Genomic DNA, 20,281 nt, shown 5'->3' on the forward strand with positions numbered 1-20,281 from the left:
GGGGCGACACCGTGTCGGTCGCTGTGCCGGAACGGTCGGTTCGCGTACCCAGACGGTCGGTTCGCGTGCCTGGAGGGTCGGTTTGCGTGCCTGGAGGGTCGGTTTGCGTGCCTGGAGGGTCGGTTTGCGTGCCTGGAGGGTCGGATCAGGTGCGCTGGCGGAAGGCGTCGGCCACGCCCGAGCGCGACGGCGTCTCCAGCTTGCCCAGCAACCTGGCCACGTGGGCTTGGACCGTCCGCCGGGGCAGGGACAGTTCCGCCGCGATGTCCGGGTTCGAGCGGCCCTCCGCGACCAGGCTCGCGATGCGGACCTCGATCGGCGTCAGCGACTCCCAGCCGTGGCCCGGGCGGATCGGCGAGGACAGCGCCCCGCGCCGGACGCCCAGCCGGCGCAAGCGGGTCTCCGCGCGGCGCAGGTCCCAGCGGGCCGACAACGCCGTGTACAGCTCGGCCGCCTCCTCGTACGCCGCCTGGGCCGCGTCCAGCCGGCCGGCGCGGGCCAGCAGCACCGACGCGTCCTCCAGCGCCGTCGCCAGTTCCGGGCGGCGGCCGACCGAGCGGAAGTGCTCGGCCGTGTCGAGCACCGGGCTCGGGTCCTCCTCGATCAGCCCCCGGCACCATGACGCCGCGGCGAGCGCCCGCGCCGGGCGGCGTTCCTTCTCCGCCTCTTCTTCGCAGACGTCCAGCGCCCGCAACGCGCGTTCGCGGTCGTCCTGCTCCATCGCCAGCCGGACGAACGCCGGAAGCCATTGGTGCCGCAGCATCATCTGCGCGTACGTCGGGTTCAAGATCGGTTCGAGGATCTGCAGCGCCCGCGCCCGGTCGCCGCGCTGCTCGGCGGCGAGGGCGTCGGCGACCAGCAGGAAGTCGAAGCTCTCGCGCTCGGCGCCGGTCGCCGGGGCGTACTCCTCCGCCGCGTCGAGGTGGGCCGCCGCCTGCGCGCGGTCGTCCCGCCGTCCCGCGATCAGCGCCGCGACGCCGTGCAGGAGCAACGCCGCCGGCCCGGGCTCGCGCAGGCCGTAGAACGTGATCGCCGGGCCGTCCTCGGTGACCGTGTCCAGCTCGACCAGCGCCTCGTCCCAGCTGCCTTCCCAATACCGGTGCACCGCGACGGAAACCTGCAGCCCGACCGGCATCGCGTGCCGCGCCGCGACCTCGCCCGCCGCGCGTAGCGCTTCGCCCGCTTCGGCGAGCCGGTCGAGGTTCTGCAGCGTGAAGACGCGGTTGTCGAGCAGGTCGAGATGCAGGTCGGCCAGCTCGTGCTCGTCGCCGACCGCTTCGATCGCCGCGTCGATGTGCTCGAGCGCGCTGTCGTGCTCGCGGCGCACCGAGTCCACCAGCCACAACGACTGCAGGGCGTGCGCGGTCAGGTAGCGGTCGCCGCCGGACTGCTCCTTCGTTTCGCGCGCCGCCTTCTCCGCAGTGTCCAAATCGGACAGATCGCCGCGGCGGAAGTTCGCCAGCAGCTGCCGGTGCCGGACGCGCCAGAGCTCCGGCACGGCCGGGTCGTCGGCGGACGCGCCGAGCGTCGCGACCGCGCCTTCGGTGTCGCCGCGGCGGTGCCGCAGCGCCGCGAGCACGTGCCGCATCTCCTCGACGGCGTCCGGTTCGGTGGCGACCTCGAGTGCTTGCTGCGTCAAGGATTCCGGATTGCGCTCCAGCCGGAACAGCACCTTGACGAGCGCGACGAGCAGCACCTCCCGGCGCGGGTCGTCGCTCGCGCCGGCGGCCAGCGCGCGCTCGAGCAGCTCGACGGCGATCAGCGGCGCCCGGTTCGACACGGCCGCGTGGTGCCCGGCCAGCCAGTCGAGCACCCATTCGTCCACTGTGGCCGGTGCGGCCACCAGCTGTTCGGCGACCCGCTTGACCGGGGCGCCGATCCGGGCCAGTGCCTCGGCCGCCTGCCGGTGCAGCGCCGCCCGCGTCCCGGGCAGCAGCCGGTTGTACAACGCCTGACGCAGCAAGGGATGCCGGAACGCGAGCTGCGTGCCGGTGTCGATCAGCACGTTCGCCGCGACGGCTTCTTCCAGCGGCTCCAGCAGGTCCGACGGCCGGGAGCCGAGCACCGCGGCGATGTCGCCGACGGCGAACTCCATGCCCAGCAACGCGCCCCAGCGCAGCACTTCCTGGGTCCGCGCGGGCAGGAAGTCGAGCCGCCGGTCGACCGCGGCCACCAGCGACTGCGGCGTCTCGAACTCCTCGGGATCGTCGACGTCGGCCTCGCCGCCGGTCACCTCGACCGCGCCGGCGCGCAGCAGGACGTCGACCATCTCCTTGACGTACAACGGGTTTCCGGCGCCACGGGCGGCCAGCTCGCGCAGGCCGGGCCCGGGTACCGCGCCGATCTGGTCCTCGATGAGGCGCCCGACGTCGTCGCCGCTCAACGGCGCGAGGTCGAGCACCACGCCGTCGCGCGCCTGGACGCCGCGGCGCAGCTGGGCGAGCTCGGCGCGGTCCGGTGCCGGGCGGGTCGCGGCCACCAGTAGCAGGGGGAGCTGCCGCGTCGCCGCGCAGAGCCGGTGCCAGACCAGCACGGACGCCTCGTCGGCCCACTGCAGGTCGTCGACCACCAGCACCTGCGGCGTCTGCGCGCACAGCTCGTCGACCAGCACCAGCAGCCGGTCGACGGCGCCGAGCACCGGGTCGGCCGGGCCCCAGCTACGCCGCACCGGACCCTCCCCGGCGAGCTCCTTCGCCACCCGCGCGCGCCGCGGGTCGGGCGAATGCGCGTCGATCTCCAGGCACTCCATCATGACCTGCAGCGGGAAGCGGGTGCTCAGCTCGTCGGCGGCCGCCCACAGCAGCTGGAAACCGGGGCCGCCGGGCAGCGAGTCGGTGAGCAGTTCGGACTTGCCGATCCCGGCTTCGCCTTCGATCCACACGGCCCGGCCGCGGCCGGCCCGGACGTCGGTGACGAGCTCCGCGAGCCGCGCGCTTTCTGTCTCCCGGCCGAAAAGCCGGTGTCGCGGCGCCGGAACGGGCGGAGGCGGCGCGACCACCGCGGGCGCGTCGAGGGCCGGGTCCTGCGCGAGGATCTGCTGCTGCAGCCGCTGCAACGCCGGCCCGGGCTCGACACCCAGCTCGCCGATCAGCGTGGTGCGGGCGTCGCGGAAGACGTCGAGGGCGTCGCCGTGGCGGCCGCTGCGGTAGAGGGCGAGCATGAGCGACTCGCGCAGGGACTCCCGCAGCGGGTTCTCCCCGGCCAGCACGGCCAGTTCGGGCGCGAGGTCGAGGTGGCCGCCGAGGGCCAGCAGGGCCTCGGCCCGCCGCTCCAAGGTGGCCAGCCGCAGCTCGGCGAGGTATTCGCGGTGCCGCTCGGCGAACTCGCCCGGGACACCGGAAAGCGCTTCGCCCTGCCAGAGCGCCAACGCGGCGTCCAGTTCGGTGACGGCGGCCCGCGGATCACCCTGGTCGAGGTGGTGTTGCGCGAGTTCGCGGTGCCGCTCGAACACGGCCGCGTCGAGCGCGTCGTCGTCGAGCAGCAGGGAGTACCCGGCGGTTTCCGACACGAGCACGCTCGACGCCGACCAGCGCGACCGGTCCGGTTCGAGGGCCCGGCGCAGGCCGGAGACGTAGGTGTGGACGCTGCCTTCGACACTCGCGGGCGCGGAATCGCCCCAGACGCCGGCGATCAGCTCGGCACGCGGGACGGGACGGCCGGCGTTGACCGCGAGCACGGCGAAGATCGCGCGCTGACGAGCGGGGCCGAGGCCGATCTCGGCCGTCCCGCGCCAGGCCCGCAGCGGGCCGAGCACGCCCACTCGCAGACCGGTGTCCGCATCCCCTGGCATGTCGTTCCGTTCTCGGTACCGACTTCTCCGTCGACTTTACCGACGTGGCAACACCCGATCGGGTTGACCTACTCCGGGGAGCTTACTGACCTGGCAAGCCCGGGATCACGCCCCGGCGGCCGGAACCCCGCGAGCGGCCCCCGACGGTGTATGCCCTGGTGGACGGCCCAGGCCAGGGCCCCCGAACACCATGCCGGAAAGGCCGGCGCGCGTGATCGGAGAGCCGACACGCGTGTCTGGAAGGTCGACACGGCCGAGGCCGCCGTGTCGACCCTTCAATCACGCGTGCCGGCTCCGGAATCACGCGTGCCGGCGTTCTGATCACGGGTGGCGAGGCGGCGATGACACCGATGTCACTCGCCGGCGGCCCGCGACCGGACCGAGTTGGCCCGCCGGATCCCGAACGGCTGCATCCGGGCCTCCGCGCGCCGGACGTCCCAGACCGCGCCGATGCCCGTGTAGATCGTCAGCGCGGCGCGGAACGCCATCCGGGCTTCGTCCAGGCGATCCGATTCGGCCAGCAGGATCGCCGCGTCCTCGGTCGCCTTGGCCTGCTTGAGCAACCGGCCGGCCGCGCGGTAGTGCTCGGCCGCCGTGAGGACCGGTTCCGGGTCGCCCGTGACCAGGCCGCGGCAGTGCGCGGCCGCGGCGGCGTGCGCCGGCGGGACGTCACCCTCGGGTTCGAGCAGCCGCAACGCCTGGTGGGCGTGCTGCTGGTCGCCGAGCTGCCCGGCGAGCCGGACGAGGTCGGGCAGCCACTGGTGCCGGGCGGCCGGCGGGTAGTTCTCCTCCAGCAGCGGCAGCAGCGCCGCCAAGGCCTCTTCGGGCCGGCCGTCCTGCTCGGCCAGCAGCGACCGCGCCGCGAGCAGGAAGTCGCCGCCGTCGGGCTCGAGGCCCTTGGGGAACTGCTGCCGGCTCGCGGCTTCGAGGTGCGTCCGGGCCTGCCCGGGCTCGCCGCGGTGCCCGGCGATCAGCGCGCCGACGCCGTGCACGAGCAACGCCGACCCCGGGCTGCGCAGGACGTAGGAAGCGGTTTCCGCGCCGTCGCGGATGACCGCGTCCAGCTCGGCCAGCGCCTCCGGCCAGCGGCCCAGCCAGTAGTAGTGCACCGCGCCCGCCAGGTGCATCTCGCCCGGCACCGCGCGGGTCGCGGCGAGCCGGCGGGCGGCGTCGAGCGGCTCGGCGGCTTCGTCGAGGCTGTCGAGGTTCGGCACGGACAGCGCCGCGTCGTCCAGCGGGTGCAGCCCGGCCGGCACGAGCACCGCGCCCGGGTCGTCGCCCAGCCGTTCCAGCGTGGTCAGCAGGGACTCGTGCCGCCCGCGCCACATCTCCGGGACGGCCACGTCGTCGAGGGTCCGCTTCACCTCGGCCGTCGCCTCGGCGAAATCACCGCGGCGGTAGTAGATGTAGGCCAGGATCCAGCGCATCTCGGCCGCGCGCCTGCTGTCCGACGTCCGCGCGACCACCGAGCGCGCTTCGGCTTCGGGTTCCCGCCCGAGCCAGAAGAGCAGCCGGGCCAGCGTCGCGGTGAGGGTCTCCCGCGCCTCCTGCTGCAGCGCCCCCTGCGTGACGGCGTGGCGCAGCAGATCGACCGCGACGCGCGGGGTTTCGGTGGCGACCGTGCCGATGTTCTCCAGCAGCCAGCCGACGACCCACGGGTCCACCTGGGCCGGTGCCGCGGCGAGCTGCTCGGCGACGCGGTCCGCGGGCGCGCCCGCCGTCGCGAAGGCTTCGGCCAGCTGCCGGTGCAGCGCGACGCGCATCGCCGCGGGGGTCTTTTCGTAGAGCACGCGGCGCAGCAACGGATGCCGGAACGCCACCCGGTCGCCGGACTCGACGAGCACGCCGGAGGTGATCGCCTCGTCGACCGCGCCCACGAGCGACGTCGGCGGCCGCTCGGTGGCGACCGCGATGTCGGACAAGGAGAACTCGCGGCCCAGCAACGCGGCCCAGCGCAGGGTGTCGCGCGTGCCGCTGGAGAGGAAGCTCAGGTACAGCGTGATCCGCGACCCCAGGGGTGACGGGATGTTCTGGCACGAGTTGCCGTCCAGGTGCGCGTGCACGCCGTCGAGCACGATCATCGACTGCGCCAGCAGCGTCTCGACGACTTCGCGGACGTAGCGCGGGTTCCCGGCCGCGTACGACACCAGCAGCTGCAGCCCGGGCCCCGGCGGCGCGCCCACCAGCTCGGTGGCGAGCTCGAGCGTGGCGCTCTCGGCCAGCGGCGGCAGCGCGAGCACGGTGGTGGTGTCGGCGTCCAGCTCGCCGCGCAGGTCGTCGAGCGCGGACAGCCGCGGCACCGGCCGGCACGCGCCGACGAGCAGCAGCGGCAGGTCCCGCGTCTCCCGGCTCAGGTGCCGCCAGACGCGCAACGTCGTGTCGTCGGCCCACTGCAGGTCGTCGACCGCGAGCACCAGCGGCGCCTCCGCGCACAGCTCGCGGACGAGGCCGAGCAGCCCGTCGACCGGGTCTTCGCCGGGCTGCTCGGAGAGGCGGACGGCGAGGTCCGACCGGCGCTCGTCGGTGGCCCGCGGGTGCACGCCCAGCGCGTCGAGCAACGGCCGCAGCGCGAACCGCTGATCCAGCGCGTCCGCGGCGGCGAAAGCGGGCTTCACGTCGGCTTCCTGCGCGGTGGCGAGCACTTCGGCCAGCAGGGCCGTGCGGCCGCTGCCCGGTTCGCCCTCCAGCCACAGGGACCGGCCGGTGCCGTCGAGCAGGCCGGCGACGGCCTCGCGCAGCAGCGCCAGCTCGGCGTCCCGGCCGACGAAGATGTCCGTGCGGTCCGGAAGTGACGCGACGGGGAAACGTGTCACGCGGGCGGGCGGCGCCGGTCTCGGCGCGGGCGGCGCGACGGGCTTCTCCAGCAGCTGCTCGTACAGCCGCCGCAATGCCGGCCCCGGCTCGGTGCCGGACGACTCGACCAGCCTGTCGCGGACGTCGGTGTACACCGCGATCGCCTCGGTCCGCCGGTCGGCGCGGGCCAGCGCGCGCATGAGCAGGCCGCGCAGCGTCTCGCGGAAGGGGTGTTCGCGGGTCAGCGCGGTCAGCTCGGCGACGAGCTCGTGGTGCCCGCCGGACTCCAGCACGATCTCGGCGCGCCGTTCGATCGTCGCGAGCCGCACCTCGCCGAGCCGGGCGCGCTGGGCGGCGGCGAACGGCCCGGGCAGACCGGACAGCGGGACGCCGTGCCAGAGGCCCAGGGCTTCGTCGAGGGTTTCGCGCGCGCCGCGGAGGTCACCGGCCGACTGCTGCCGCTGGGACTGCTCGCGCAGCGTCTCGAAGTGGTGGACGTCGATCGCCTCGGCGTCGAGGCAGAGGGAGTAGCCGGACCCGATCGACGCGAGCAGCTGCGGGCCTTCGCCCTTGGCGCGGCCGGGCTCGAGGGAGCGCCGCAGCCCGGAGACGTACGTGTAGATCGATCCCTGGGCGCTCTGCGGGGGCGCTTCGCCCCAGACGGCGTCGATCAGCTCCTCGCGCGAGACCGTGCGGTTCGGGCTCATCGCCAGTGCGGCGAGGACCGTGCGCCGGTGCGCGGAGCCGAGGTCGAGCTCGGTGTCGCCTCGCCAAGCCTGTACGGGACCCAGCAGTTGGAGTCTCGGTGCGGCGCTGTCCGCAGCCGACATCGGTCTCCCTTCGTGCGCTGACGTATCGTCACGCGCCGGATGCCTGAGGTGAGCATACGCGGCGGTCGTGAACCCGCAGGCAAGGATGGCGGACATTCGGGCAACGGCTTCCGGGCGGGGTTTCGTTCGGCTGCCCGGTACGCCACTCTCGGGTGCCGGACACGTAAGGAGCCGCGAATGAGTTCAGCCGTGCCGACGGAGGACATGAAGCGCGCCGCCGCGCGGTTCGCGTCCGCCATCGAGGCCGCGAACTCCCAGCTCCGCGACGTCAACAGCGAGATGGCGACGTTGCAGGCGGCGTGGCGAGGCGAGGCTTCGGTGCGGTTCGGGCAGGCGATGAACGACTGGGAGCAGGAGTTCGACGTCATCCTCACCCGGCTCGCGTGGCTGCTGGAGGCCACCGGCGGCCGGGTACCACGGCAACGGTCCGGCGGGTCGTGACCATGTCCCGCCAGCGGTTCGACTTCACCCTCGCCGACCTGGTGCTCGACCGGATGGGGTCGATCACCGGCGGCCTCGGCGACCTGCTGGCCGAGCTGGAGTCCACTGTGGAGCCGGGGCTGGCCGGCTGGACCGACGAGGCGCGGGAGCGGTACCTGCGGGCCAAGCTCGACTGGGCCCGGGCGGCCGAGCGGATGCCGGACTGCGTCGACCGCGCGCGGGACGCGTTCGGCGAGCTGGCCCGCGGCTACGACGAGGCCGGTTCCTGATCGTCTTCACGGGCCGCCGGGCGGGCGTGAAGACGGAATAGGGAGGGCGTGAAGACCCACAGGTCACACTGCCTTCATGAAGCCCGTCGAAGTGACCGTCCTCGCCTCGGACCCGATCACGCACGCCGGCGCGGTGAGCCTCCTGGAGTCCCATCCGGACGTCCGGATCACCGACCTGGTGCCCGACGTGCTGCTGGTGATGGAGGAGCACGTCACCGAAGCGGTGCTGGGCGAGATCCGGGCGGCCAAGGCCTCGCACGTCGTGCTGGTCGTGGAGCACTTCCGCGAGAGCGACCTGATGGCGGTGCTGGAGAGCGGCGTCGTGGCGATCCTGCCGCGCCGCGACACGGGCGGGTCCGAGCTGGTCACGGCGGTGATGGCGGCGGGCGACGGCACCGCGAACCTGCCGCCGCGGCTGCAGGGGGCGCTGCTCTCGCAGGTCCAGCGCATGCGCCGGGACGTGCTCGAGCCCAACGGGCTCACCCTCTCCGGGCTGGCCGCCCGCGAGTGCGACGTGCTGCGCCTGGTCGCCGAGGGCTTCGGCACCGAGGAAATCGCCGCGAAGCTGTGCTATTCCGAGCGGACCGTGAAGAACGTCCTCTACGGCCTGATGACGCGCTGCGGTCTCAACAACCGCGCCCACGCCGTCGCCTACGCGCTGCGCGCGGGCGCGATCTGAGGTCTTTTCGTGGGCTAGGGTCGCGATCATGGTGCTGACCGCCGCGGAGATCGCGGCTTCCGTGCGGGCCGGGACACTCGATCCGGTGAACGTGGTCAAGGAAGCCCTCGACCGGATCGCCGCCACCGACGGCGTGGTCGGCGCGTTCCGCCGGGTGCGCGCCGAGGAGGCGCTGGCGGAGGCCGCCGAAGTCGCCGCGCGGCCCGATCTGGCGACGCTGCCGCTGGCGGGGGTGCCCGTCGCGGTCAAGGACGTCACGGCGATCTCCGGCGAGTTCGCGTCGCACGGATCAGTCGCGGGACCGTCTTCACCGGCCGGCGAGGACGGCGTGATCGCGGCGCGGCTGCGCGCGGCGGGCGCGGTGCTCGTCGGGCTGACCCGCGTGCCGGAGCTGTGCATCTGGCCGATGAGCGACACCCCGGACGGCATCGCCCGCAACCCCTGGGAACCGACGTACGCCGCGGGCGGCTCGTCCGGCGGCAGCGCGGCGGCGGTGGCGTCCGGCCTGGTCCCGCTCGCCCACGGCACCGACGGCCTCGGCTCGATCCGCCTGCCGGCGGCGATGTGCGGCCTCGTCGGCCTGAAGCCGGGTGCGGACCGGCTGGCCGAAGGCGGCTGGTTCGGCATGTCGGTGCACGGCCCGCTGGCCACGACGGTCGCCGACGCGGCGGTCCTGTTCTCGGTGCTGGCCGCGGACCCTTCACTGGCGACAATCACCACGCCCGGCGCGGTGCGCATCGGGACGTCGACGACGGTGCCGGTCCTCCACTCGCCGGTGCCCCGTGAGCTGGTCGCGGCGGTCTCCCGCGCGGCTGACCTGCTGACGGCGGCCGGGCACACGGTCGCGCCGGGCGCGCCCAAGTACCCCGCGTCGGCGATCCTGGGCATCTCGGCCCGCTGGTGCGCGGGCCCGGCCGAGCAGGCCGAGGACTTCGACTTCGCCCGCCTGCAACGCCGGACGCGCACGCACGTCCGCCTCGGACAGCTGTTCCGGAAGGCCGGCTTCGTCCGGGAGCGCACGAAGCAGCGCTGGGTAGCGCGGGCGGAGGAGTTCTTCGCGGACCACGACGTCCTGATGACGCCGACGCTGTCCCACTGGCCGGCGAAGGCGGCCCGCTGGCACGAGCGCCGGTGGGCGTCGAACGTGGTGCCGTCGCTGCGCCTGGCGGGCTTCACGGGCCTCTGGAGCCTGGCGGGCTACCCGGCGATCTCGGTCCCGGTCGGCCGGGCGCCGGCGTCGGGCCTGCCGACGTCGGTCCAGCTGGTGACCCGCCCGGGCGGAGAGCCGTTGCTGCTGGGCCTGGCGGCCCAGCTGGAGGCGGCGAACCCCTGGCCCCGCACCTCCCGCGGCTGACCCCCGGCCTGAGCTGATCATCTCGGGGTTTGTCCACAACCACGACGGCTTGGGGACAAGCCCGGCCGTCGGCGCGCGGAAAGCCGGAACTGTCGGCGCCTGCGGCTAGCGTGGAATCGGGGGCTGCTCAGGCAGGAAGGCACCGCTGACCTGCCCCGGACCCGCTCAGGCCGAAGGCCGACACACCGGCAAGAGCCGCTTAGCCGGAATCCTGCGCTACCGCCCGGGGCAGTTGAGGCGAAAGACCGCCAACGACCGGGCCCGCACAGCCGAAAGGCCGCGCCACCGAACCTCGGCAGCGCGGCCTTCACGGCACTTCAAGACTTCAGGAGCTGGGCTTGCCCGCCGCGGGCGTCAGCGGCTTCGCGGCGCCGTTCCCATTCCCGTTCACCGGCTTGGTCGCCGGGCCGTGCTGCTTCGCCGGGGCGTTGTTGCCCGGCTTCGCCGCCGCCGGAGCCTGCTTCACCGGAGGCGCCTGCTTCACGGGCACCGGAGCCTTCGTCGCGCCCGACGGCTTGGCCGGGGTCGACGGCTGGACCACCGGGACCACCGGCGCGGCCGGGGTCGTCGGGGACTCGCCGCGCTCGTCGCCGCCGACCAGCTTCGACGCCTGGGGGATCACCGCTTCCTCCGGCAGCGTCGCCAGCTGCGTCTCGCTGCGGTTGAGGATGTCCTCCGCCGCCGCCAGGCTCTTGCGCGCCTGCTCGCGGATCTCCGCCAGCCGCTCGACCTTGCGGTTCGCCGCTGTCGTGCGCTGGGCCGCCTGGGTCGTCGCCTCGTCGAGACGGCGCTTGGCCTCGGCGGTGGCCTCGTCGAGCCGGCGCTTCGCCTCGGCCGTCGCCTCCGCGAGCCGGCGCTCGGCCTGGTTCTTGCTCGCTGTGCGCTGGTCGGCGACGTGCTTCTCCAGCGCCGCCTTCTGGGCCGTCTGGGACGCCTCGAACTCGCGCTCGAGCTTCCGGCGCTTGCGCTCCGCCTCGTTGTCGAGCAGTTCCCGCCGCTGGGCCGCCTCGACGGTGAGCCGCTGCACTTCCGCGCGCGTCTCGGAAAGCGCGTTCTCGTGCTCCGAATGGAGCAGGTCGGCCTGCTTGTCCAGTTCCGTGACGAGCCGCGTGTAGCGCTCGCGCAGCTTCGTCGACGCCTCGGTCGAGCCCGCCCACGTCTTCTCCGCGGCGGCTTCGGCGCGCTTGACGATCTCGTCCGCGCGGGCCTGCGCGAGCGTCACCGTCCGCTGCATCCGCTCGTCGAGGTCCTCGAGCCGCTCCGGCGGTTTCTTCAGCTCCTCGACGCGCGCTTCCAGCTGCGCGACCTGCCCGCGGACGGACTCCAGCTCGCGCGCCACCGCGGCGGTCTGCGCCACCGCGGCGTCGCGGTCGCTGACGACCCGGCGCAGCTGCGCCTCGACGTGATCGAGGTACTGGCGCACCTCGTTGCGGTCGAAGCCGTGCCAGGCCTGGGTGTACTCACGACGGAGGGGGAGCAGGCCGTTGAGGGCGCTCGCGGCATTGTCGCGCTCAGGAACCATGGGCCCGACCGTACCCGGGCACCGAGCGCATCCGCCGTCCGGCTTAACAAATCACCAACACGTGTCGTGGCCTCAGCGGCGCGTCGCCGGAATGGCCGCACCCGGAAAACGCAGAGTCACCAGTGAAAGCCGCGCGAGAGCCGGGCCAGCGCCATCGCCGCGCGCGAGAGGTGTTTCTCGCCACGTCCGATCTTGAGCTGGCCCGAACCGCCCGCGGCGGTCGAATCCGGGAAGATCCGGAAACCCTGGTACGCGACGGCGTCGGTGAGGCCCGGCGTGAGCGTGTAGGCCAGCCCGATCGCCTGCCCGGCGGGTGTCCCGATGTGCTTCGGACGCTCGAGCAGCGCCTTCATCACCATGTCCGCGGCCTGTTCCGGCGACTTCGTCGGGAACGCGTCGTAGATCTTCGTCGGCCGGATCATCGGCGTCCGCACGAGCGGCATGTGGATGGTGGTGAACGTGATCCCGTCGCCGTGCGTCTCGGTCGCCGCGATGCGCGAGAAGTAGTCGAGCGCCGCCTTCGACGCCGCGTACGCCGAGAAGCGCGGCGCGATGCCCTGGACGCCGATCGACGAGACGTTCACGATGTGCCCGAACTTCCGCTCGGACATGTGCGGCAGCACCGCGAGGATCAGCCGGACCGCGCCGAAGTAGTTGATCGCCATCGCGCGCTCGTAGTCGTGCATCCGGTCGTAGGACAGCTTGATCGACCGGCGGATCGACCGGCCGGCGTTGTTGACCAGCATGTCGATCCGGCCGTGCTCGGCGAGCATCGCGTCGACGGCCTTGTGCACCGAGTCCTCGTCGGTCAGGTCGGCCGGGTAGACCGACGCCGTGCCGCCAGCGGCGATGATCTCGTCGCGCACCTCTTCGAGCTCGTGCTGGCGCCGCGCCACGAGCAGCGGCACTCCGCCGGCGGCGGCGACCTTCAACGCCGTCGCGCGGCCGATGCCCGACGACGCACCGGTGATGATCACGCGCCGGCCGTCCAGCTCGCCGCGCGGCCCGTGCTTGCGCGCGCGGAACGGGTCGAGGTGCTCGCGCCAGTAGCGCCACAGCGTCGCCGCGTAGTCCTCCAGCGGCGGCACCTCGACGCTGCCGGCGAGGGCCTTGCGCGTAGCGGTCGAGGAGAACACCGACGGGAACGCCATCGTCTCCAGCAGCACCGGCGGGATGCCGAGGCGCTCGAGGACGGCGTCGCGCGCGATGGTGAAACCGGGGATGTGCTCGGACAGCTTGACCAGCCCGACGATGCCCTTCGAGAACCGCTCGTTGAGCTGCACGGTGATGGTCGGGGCGCCCGCGGCCTTCGCGAAGGCGTTGTAGACCGAGACGACCGGCTGCGGCTCGGCGTTGACCAGGTGGAAGGCCTGGCCGTCGAGGCCGGGCTTGGTCACCAGCTCCAGCAGCGCCTTGGCGACGTAGTCGACCGGCACGACGTTGGTGTCGCCGAGGTCGGGCCCGACGATCGGCAGGTCCGGCAGCCCGGCGAGGCGGCTGATCGCGGGGAAGAGGTAGTAGGGGCCGTCGACCTTGTCCATCTCGCCGGTGACGGAGTCCCCGACGACGACGGCGGGCCGGTACACCCGCCACGGCACGCTGTCCTGCTCGCGGACGATCTTCTCGGCCTCGAACTTGGTCCGGTGGTACGGCGTGACCAGCCGCTGGCCGGCGTCGAACATCTCCTCGGTGAAGACGCCGTCGTGATCACCCGCGACGGCCACCGACGAGACGTGGTTCAGGCAGCCGGCGCGCAGGTCCGCGGCGAGGTCGACGACGGCTCGCGTGCCGTCCACATTGGCCTTGACGCTGGCTTCGTCGTCGGCGGTGAGGTCGTAGAGCGCGGCCAGGTGCACGACGTGGTCGACGTGCCCGCGCAGCTCGTCGCGGTCCGTTCCGGAGACCCCGAGCAGCGGCTCGCCGAGGTCGCCGGTGATCAGCGTGACGCGGTCGGAGTGCGGCCACTGGTCGACGAGCGCGGCCAGCTTGGCCCGCGACGAGGCGCGCACGACCAGCGCCACGCGGTCGTCGTCGGGGCGGGAGAGCAGCAGCCGGGTGAACTGGCGCCCGATCAGTCCGGTCGCCCCGGTCACCAAGAACGTCGCCATCGTCGTCGCCTCACCTCTCGCCCCGCACAGCCTGACCCTGGGCATTGTGCTGCATCCGGGCGTCACTGACCACCGTGGCACCACGTGATGTTACCCACGAGTAACTTAGGCCGGGTCCGCGATGACGACGCGGTTCTCCTCGTAACCGTCCGAACCGCCGACCCAGCGGCCGCCGCAGGTCACCAGGACGACCCGGTGCGGGCCGGACTGGCCGAACAGCTCGTCGGCGCGGGCGGCCAGGTCGTTCTTGTGCACGGTGACCAGCTGGGAGACGGTGTAGCGCCAGGTCTTGCCCGCGCTGTCCACAATGGACACCTGGCCGCCGATGCGGTCGGTCCACAGCTCCGCGAACGGCCCGGTCGCGCCGCGCCAGTTCACGTGGCCGGCGAACACGCTCGCTCCGCCCGCCGCGTCCAGCTCGGCGCCCCACCAGGTCGCCTGGCCGAGGTCGGCGGGGATCGGCAGCTCGGCGCCCGGACCGAGTTCCTTGCGCACCAGCGTCGCCGTGCCGCCGCCGGGCAGCCGGACGGTGCCGGGTTCCTGCGGCGCGGGCACCCGCGGGGTCTCCGCCGCCGGAGCCGCCGCGGTCGTGGACGGCGGTAGTGGCTGCGCGGGAGGAGGCGTGGAGGTCGTGGCCGGCGTCGACGAAGGCGCCCCGCCCGGCGACCGCCCGGCCGCGGGGGCGGGCAGCGCCGACCCCGCGACGACGGTCGTCGCCGGCGGCACGTCGACCACGCCGGTGGCGACCTGGACCGCCAGCACGGTCACGACGCCCGCGGTGAAACCGGCCAGCAGCCGGGCTTTGCCTGCCATCCCGTTACCCGCGCGACGCCCGCCGAGCGGCGAAGCCGACCAGCGCGGAACCCAGCAGGGCGAGCAGGCCGAGCCCGGCGACGCCCAGCGCCGAGTAGTCCGTCTCGACCGTGCCGTGGGCCAGCGTGACCGGCCGGTCGCCCGCCGGGATGGCGTGCGGGACCTCGTTCGGCTTGTTCGACACGGTCAGCGCGAGGGTCTTGCCCGGCTCGATCTTCCCGCAGGCCGACGGCGGGTTCCCCGGGTCGTACGCGTTCGTGTAGCCCGGCGGCGGGCTGACCTCGACGACGCAGATGTCCTGCGGCGCCCGGAGGTTCTCGACGGTGACCCCGCCGGTCTTCCCGTCGGTGGTGACGACGGCGGGCTTGCCGTCGGCGCCGTTCAGCGGCTTGCCGTCCTGGCCGAGCGCGGCCGACGTCCGGTCCGTGCCGGTGATCCGCAGGACCGCGCCGCCGACACCCTTGCCGCTGTTCGCGTCCACCTTGGTCACCTGCACCACGCCCGGCTTCGCGACGGAGACGACGCCCTGGGCGGTCAGTTCCTTCTCGCCGCCGGTCGAGACGACCCGCTGGACCCCGGTGTTCACCGGCGCCCGCACGTACGGCCGGTCGGCGGGGGCGGTGAGCGACGCGGCCAGCGCCGGCTTGTCCCCGGTCGGCGTCAGCGAGACCTTCACCGTGCCGTCCGCGCCGGTCTTGAGCGTGACGTCCTTGGCCGCGGCCTGCGGGCTCGAGTTGCCCGCGCCGGTTGTGGCGGTCTTCTCCTCGCCGAGCGTCGCGGCGGTCGCCGTCAGCTTCACCGGGACGTCGGCGACGCCCTTGCCCTTGGCGTTCTTGACCGTCACGGTCCACTCGGCGGCCGTGCCGACGTGCTGGTCGTCCTTCGGCGTCGTGACCGACGCGGTCCAGGGGCCGCGGTTGGTCCCGGCCTCGGTCGTCAGCCGGGCCACGGCGGCCTTCGCGTCCGCGGGCAGCTTGGCCAGGTGGAAGTCCGCGTCGTAACCGATCTTGTCGGCGGTCAGCCCGGCGTCGAGGTCGGCGGGCGTGCGCGGCGCGGCCGTCCAGGAGTGCAGCAGGTGCGCGAGCGCGGCGGCTTCCTCGGGCTTCTTCGTGTCGCCGTAGCGCAGCAGGAGGTAGGAGATGTTCGCCGCCTGGTCCGCGGGCAGCTTCGTGCCCCACTTCGTCAGCAGCTCGTCACCGGGCTGGTACTCCTCGTCGGTGTTCGGGGCCTTGAGCTGGAAGCTCACGCAGAACACCTGCTGCCCGCCGACGATGTAGGAGCCCAGCCAGTTGCGGCTCGGGGTCGGTTTCATCGGCTGCCCGGGCTTGACCTCGTAGCCGATGCCCTCCTGGGACGCCGCCGACGCCGCCGGGGCCCCGACCGTCACCGAGAGGGTGCCGAGCAGCGCGGCCGCGACCAGGCCGGTGAGCGCGCGTCGACCCGCGTGCGGGCGTGCAGACCACCCCATGGTGTTTCGACTCCTTCGACGGTCCCGCGCCGACGTCGGGGTGTCGTCGCAGGTCACACGTTTGATCAAGTCCCAGATGCGCTTTCGGTGAAGATCCGGACACGCCAAGTGAGGGTCGCTCGAACGGGTTGGGGATGTCTAGCGTCCATCGGGTGCCTGTCGGCGAACGGTCGTGACGTCCGTCGCATACGGTGTGCGCGAGGACCGCTGACCAGGCGTCAAGTAAAGTCGTCTTTACTCGACGGGAACCGCGCGTCCCCGGCGGTCGTTGGACCCGATGCAGCGTTGATTCACGCAGCTTGATTGACAAAGCAGCAGATCCAGGAGGATCAGGTGCGTTCCAGTAGCAACCCGGCGTTCCGCAACCTGCCCAAGGGCGGAACTCAGACTTACGGTCAGTACGGCCCCCCGGTGGGCTTCAACCAGCCCCAGGGTGGCGTGCCCGGGTACGGCCCGGGACAGGTCTCCTCCGGCGAGGGCGACCGCCCGATGACCGTCGACGACGTCGTCGTCAAGACGGGCATGAGCCTCGGCGTCACCCTGCTCGTCGGGATCGTCACGGCGATCTGGGCGCAGAACCAGCTGGCCGAGACCGGCCGGCTGTCCGGGGCGCTCATCGGCGCGATGCTCGGCGGCCTGGTCGTCGGGCTCGTCATCTCGCTGGTGATCATTTTCAAACAGAAGGCGAGCGCGCCGCTGACGCTCGTCTACTCGGCCGCCGAAGGGCTCTTCCTCGGCGCGCTGAGCGGCGTGTTCGAAGTGATCTACCCGGGTATCGCGCTGCAGGCGATCATCGGCACCATGGGTGTCTTCATCGGCATGCTCGTGGTCTACAAGACCGGTGCCGTCAAGGTGACGCCGAAGCTGACCAAGTGGATCGTCGGTGCCGTCGTCGGTGTCGCGATCCTGATGCTGTTCAACCTGATCAGTGCGCTGGCCTTCGGCTTCAACCCCCTGCGTGACGGCGGCCCGATCGCCATCATCTTCAGCATCGTCTGCATCGGCATCGCGGCCTTCAGCTTCCTGCTCGACTTCGACCAGGCGGACCGGATGATCCGCGAGGGCATGCCCTCGAAGTGGGCCTGGTACGTCGCCTTCGGCCTGATGACCACCCTGGTCTGGCTGTACCTGGAGATCCTGCGGCTGCTGTCCTACCTCCGCGAGTAATCTGGCTCACAGTCCTCGACCGCTCACACAGTGAAGGCGCTCCGTAATCAACGGGGCGCCTTTTCTGTCGGTAATTGACTCTTTCGCGGACCCCGCTGCGGCCGCTGATCACACTGCGTGTTTGATGTGCCGGTCGGTTCTCTTATTTCACATGTGTGAGGTTCACAGTGAGCGTTCCCCCTCCGGCCCCCGGGGGCCAGCAGCCGGTGGGTCAGCCCGATCCCTACGGGCCGCCGCCCGGCGGCCAGCAGCAGCAGTACGGCCAGCCGCAGTACGGCACGCCGCCGCAGGGCCAGCCGCAGCCGCAGTACGGCACGCCGCCCCAGGGCCAGCCGGTCCAGGGCCAGCCCGGCCAGTACGGCCCGCCGCCCGGACAGCCGGGTCAGTTCGGCCCGCCGCCCGGCCAGCCCGGCTACCCGCCCGCGCCGCCGGTCCCGCCGAAGAAGTCGAAGGCCCTCTGGATCCGCCTCGCCATCGTCGCGGTGATCGTGGTCGTCGGCGGCACCCTGGCGATCATCAACTTCGCCAAGTCGCCGGCCAGCTCGAACGCCGGTGACTGCCTGACGATCACCGAGTTCACCAGCGGTGGCGACGACCCGGTCAAGGCCGACTGCGCCGACCCGAACGCGAACGTGAAGATCGCCAAGAAGCTGGACAGCTCCAGTGACGCCTGCCCCGGCGGCGCCGACGCGGCGTACGACACCTACACGGTCAGCGGCCGCAGCTCCTACAAGCTGTGCCTGATGATCAACGCCAAGCAGGGCGACTGCCTGACGAACTTCACCTCGAAGACGCAGGGCTACAAGAAGGTTCCGTGCTCCGACCCGTCGAAGGACGGCGAGCTCGTCAAGGTCGTCAGCGGTCAGGCCGACCAGAACGTCTGCGAAGGGACCGACGCCACGCGCGTCGCGGTGTACCCGGAGCCGGCGACGACGATGTGCGTCAAGACGAACGAGTAGCACCGCAAGACCGATGAAGGCCCCTCCGCCGCGGCGAAGGGGCCTTCGCGGCGTTCGGGGTAGCCGCGGTGTTCATTCGTCCCACAGGGCGTTCGTCCGACACTGTGCGACGGGCTGCGACGGACCCGTCGGCCGCCCGAACTTTGCTCGTCCTGCTCCGCCGACCCGGGCCTGGAGTACTGGTGGCGACGACCGAATCCCCTTCGGTGACAAGAAGTTCCTCGAGTTCCCCACCTCCTGCGTCGCTCCCGTGCCGCGGACGGAAGAACCCGTCCGCGTCGGCCCGCCGGCCTACGGCGCCAAGTCCGGCGTCCTGCTGCTGCTCGGCCTGGGCCTCGGGCTCGCGCTGTTCCACTCGCGCTTCGGCTTCACGTCGGCGTGGCGGCAGCTGATCGCCGTCGGCGACGGCCCCGGGTTTTTGTCGGTGTCCCCCGGTACCCTCGCGGCGTAACCACTACCTGGGGGATTTCTTCCTTATGTCAACGCAAAGTACGGCGTCCGCGCCGCAGGGTGACGCGCTCGACGCGGGGGTGCTGAAGGTCGCGTCCGTGGTGGTGCTCGGCGCCATCATGGCGATCCTGGACACCACGGTCGTCAACGTCGCGCTGCAGAAGCTCACGATCGAGTTCTCGACGTCGTTCGACGTCATCCAGTGGGTCGCCACCGGCTACCTGCTCGCGCTCGCCACGGTGATCCCGGTCACGGGCTGGGCGTCCGACCGCTTCGGCACCAAGCGGCTCTACATGGTCGCGATCGTGCTGTTCCTGGCCGGGTCGATGCTCGCGGGCGTCGCGTGGAACATCGAAACGCTGATCGGATTCCGCGTCCTGCAGGGCTTCGGCGGCGGCATGCTGATGCCGTGCGGGATGACGATCCTGACCCGCGCGGCGGGCCCGCAGCGGATCGGGCGCGTGATGGCGGTGCTGGGCGTGCCGATGCTGCTGGGCCCGATCGGCGGCCCGATCCTCGGCGGCTGGCTGGTCGACGCGGTGAGCTGGCGCTGGATCTTCTTCATCAACGTGCCGATCGGGCTCGTCACGCTGCTGCTGTCGTGGCGGCTGCTGCCGAAGGACGCCCCGGAGCCGGCCGGCCGCTTCGACTTCGTGGGCATGCTGATGGTTTCGCCGGGCCTGGCCGCGTTGATCTTCGGCGTCTCGAAGATCCCGTCCGCGGGCGGGGTCGGCGCCGTCGAGGTGTGGCTGCCGGCGCTGGGCGGGCTGGCGCTGCTGGTCGCGTTCGTGCTGCGTGCGCTGAAGGTGCCGAACCCGCTGGTGGACCTGCGGCTGTTCAAGAACCGCGCGTTCACGATCGCGATGGTGACGATGTCGCTGTTCTTCGTCGCGTTCCTCGGCGGGATGATGCTGCTGCCGACGTACTTCCTGCTGGTGCGCGGCGAAACCACGCTGCACGCCGGGCTGCTGCTGGCCCCGCAGGGCTTCGGCGCGATGATCATGATGCCGATCACCGGGCGGCTGGCCGACAAGGTCGGCGCGCGGAAGATCGTGCTGCCGGGCATGGTGCTGCTGGTCGGCTCGATGGCGATGCTGACCCAGGTCACCGCGACCACGCCGTACTGGGTGCTGCTGTCGGCGCTGTTCGTGATGGGCCTGGGCATGGGCTGCACGATGATGCCGATCACGACGTCCGCGCTGCAGACGTTGCAGCCCAAGGACATGGCCCGCGCGTCCACGGCGACGAACATCGTCCAGCAGACCGCGGGCGCGATCGGCTCGGCGGTGATGGCGACGATCCTGGCGGCCCTGCTGGCGGACAAGTTCGGCGTCCCGACGGCCCAAGGCCAGCTGGCGGCCACCGCGGCGATCATGAACCCGGCGTCCCACGACGCGGCGACGGGCCTGGCGGCGGACGCCTTCTCGACGACGTTCGTCTGGTCCCTGGTCCTGGTGGCCCTCTGCGTGATCCCGGCCCTCTTCCTCCCGAAGTCCCGCCCGGCCACCCCGGCGGTGCCGGAAGGCGAGGAACTCACCCCACCGGTGATGCTCCACTGACCGAGATACGCGCTCAATCACGCGAGTGACGCGCCCAATCACGCGAGCCGACCCTCCGGGTACGCGAGCCGACCCTCCG

The 20,281-nt window shown here is 72.4% G+C and carries 13 protein-coding genes and 1 pseudogene; 8 read left to right on the forward strand and 6 right to left on the reverse strand.

Annotated elements, in window-relative coordinates:
• Positions 1-145: 145 nt before the first annotated feature.
• Both OG494_RS43385 and OG494_RS43390 read right to left on the reverse strand, forming a co-directional pair.
• Positions 146-3,790 carry a BTAD domain-containing putative transcriptional regulator gene (locus tag OG494_RS43385; RefSeq protein ID WP_328448873.1) on the reverse strand — a complete coding sequence of 1,215 codons (3,645 nt, stop codon included), beginning with the start codon at positions 3,788-3,790 and terminating at the stop codon, positions 146-148.
• A gap of 353 nt (positions 3,791-4,143) precedes the next feature.
• Entirely contained in the window at positions 4,144-7,413 is a 3,270-nt protein-coding gene (locus OG494_RS43390) for a BTAD domain-containing putative transcriptional regulator (protein WP_328448875.1), read from the reverse strand.
• 177 nt (positions 7,414-7,590) lie between these two features.
• On the opposite strand from OG494_RS43390, the gene OG494_RS43395 reads away from it, so the two are divergent.
• The 4 genes from OG494_RS43395 (at position 7,591) to OG494_RS43410 (ending at position 10,156) form a co-directional block, all read left to right on the forward strand.
• Positions 7,591-7,854 (forward strand): WXG100 family type VII secretion target, encoded by a 264-nt coding sequence (locus OG494_RS43395; protein ID WP_328448877.1) that lies wholly within the window; start codon positions 7,591-7,593, stop codon positions 7,852-7,854.
• Between the two features lie 2 nt (positions 7,855-7,856).
• Positions 7,857-8,123, forward strand: a complete 267-nt coding sequence (locus tag OG494_RS43400) for a WXG100 family type VII secretion target (RefSeq protein ID WP_328448879.1) — start codon at positions 7,857-7,859, stop codon at positions 8,121-8,123.
• A gap of 76 nt (positions 8,124-8,199) precedes the next feature.
• A complete protein-coding gene (locus tag OG494_RS43405) occupies positions 8,200-8,802 on the forward strand; it encodes a helix-turn-helix transcriptional regulator (RefSeq protein ID WP_328448881.1) in 603 nt (200 codons plus the stop codon).
• Positions 8,803-8,830: 28 nt separating this feature from the next.
• Positions 8,831-10,156 carry an amidase family protein gene (locus OG494_RS43410; RefSeq protein ID WP_328448883.1) on the forward strand — a complete coding sequence of 442 codons (1,326 nt, stop codon included), beginning with the start codon at positions 8,831-8,833 and terminating at the stop codon, positions 10,154-10,156.
• A gap of 325 nt (positions 10,157-10,481) precedes the next feature.
• Here OG494_RS43410 and OG494_RS43415 read toward each other — a convergent pair whose 3' ends face one another.
• The 4 genes from OG494_RS43415 to OG494_RS43430 form a co-directional block, all read right to left on the reverse strand.
• Positions 10,482-11,678 (reverse strand): cell division protein DivIVA, encoded by a 1,197-nt coding sequence (locus tag OG494_RS43415; protein ID WP_328448884.1) that lies wholly within the window; start codon positions 11,676-11,678, stop codon positions 10,482-10,484.
• Between the two features lie 116 nt (positions 11,679-11,794).
• Positions 11,795-13,786 carry an SDR family oxidoreductase gene (locus OG494_RS43420; RefSeq protein WP_328448885.1) on the reverse strand — a complete coding sequence of 664 codons (1,992 nt, stop codon included), beginning with the start codon at positions 13,784-13,786 and terminating at the stop codon, positions 11,795-11,797.
• 105 nt (positions 13,787-13,891) lie between these two features.
• The gene (locus OG494_RS43425; RefSeq protein ID WP_328448886.1) at positions 13,892-14,599 is read right to left on the reverse strand and encodes a class F sortase; all 708 of its coding nucleotides are present in this window, start codon (positions 14,597-14,599) and stop codon (positions 13,892-13,894) included.
• Between the two features lie 4 nt (positions 14,600-14,603).
• The gene (locus tag OG494_RS43430) at positions 14,604-16,067 is read right to left on the reverse strand and encodes a hypothetical protein (protein WP_328448888.1); all 1,464 of its coding nucleotides are present in this window, start codon (positions 16,065-16,067) and stop codon (positions 14,604-14,606) included.
• A 333-nt stretch (positions 16,068-16,400) separates the two neighbouring features.
• Between OG494_RS43430 and OG494_RS43435 the strand changes: the two genes are divergently transcribed.
• The 4 genes and pseudogenes from OG494_RS43435 (at position 16,401) to OG494_RS43450 (ending at position 20,202) form a co-directional block, all read left to right on the forward strand.
• The gene (locus tag OG494_RS43435; RefSeq protein WP_328448890.1) at positions 16,401-17,234 is read left to right on the forward strand and encodes a Bax inhibitor-1/YccA family protein; all 834 of its coding nucleotides are present in this window, start codon (positions 16,401-16,403) and stop codon (positions 17,232-17,234) included.
• A gap of 167 nt (positions 17,235-17,401) precedes the next feature.
• A complete protein-coding gene (locus OG494_RS43440) occupies positions 17,402-18,193 on the forward strand; it encodes an LppU/SCO3897 family protein (protein WP_328448892.1) in 792 nt (263 codons plus the stop codon).
• Positions 18,194-18,375: 182 nt separating this feature from the next.
• Positions 18,376-18,608: pseudogene (locus OG494_RS43445) on the forward strand (YeeE/YedE family protein); the annotation flags it as partial.
• A 61-nt stretch (positions 18,609-18,669) separates the two neighbouring features.
• On the forward strand, positions 18,670-20,202 hold the full coding sequence (locus OG494_RS43450; protein WP_328448894.1) for a DHA2 family efflux MFS transporter permease subunit: 1,533 nt from the start codon (positions 18,670-18,672) through the stop codon (positions 20,200-20,202).
• The last annotated feature ends 79 nt before the right edge of the window (positions 20,203-20,281 follow it).

The sequence above is a fragment of the Amycolatopsis sp. NBC_00438 genome (assembly GCF_036026695.1).
In the GTDB taxonomy this organism is placed as follows: domain Bacteria; phylum Actinomycetota; class Actinomycetes; order Mycobacteriales; family Pseudonocardiaceae; genus Amycolatopsis.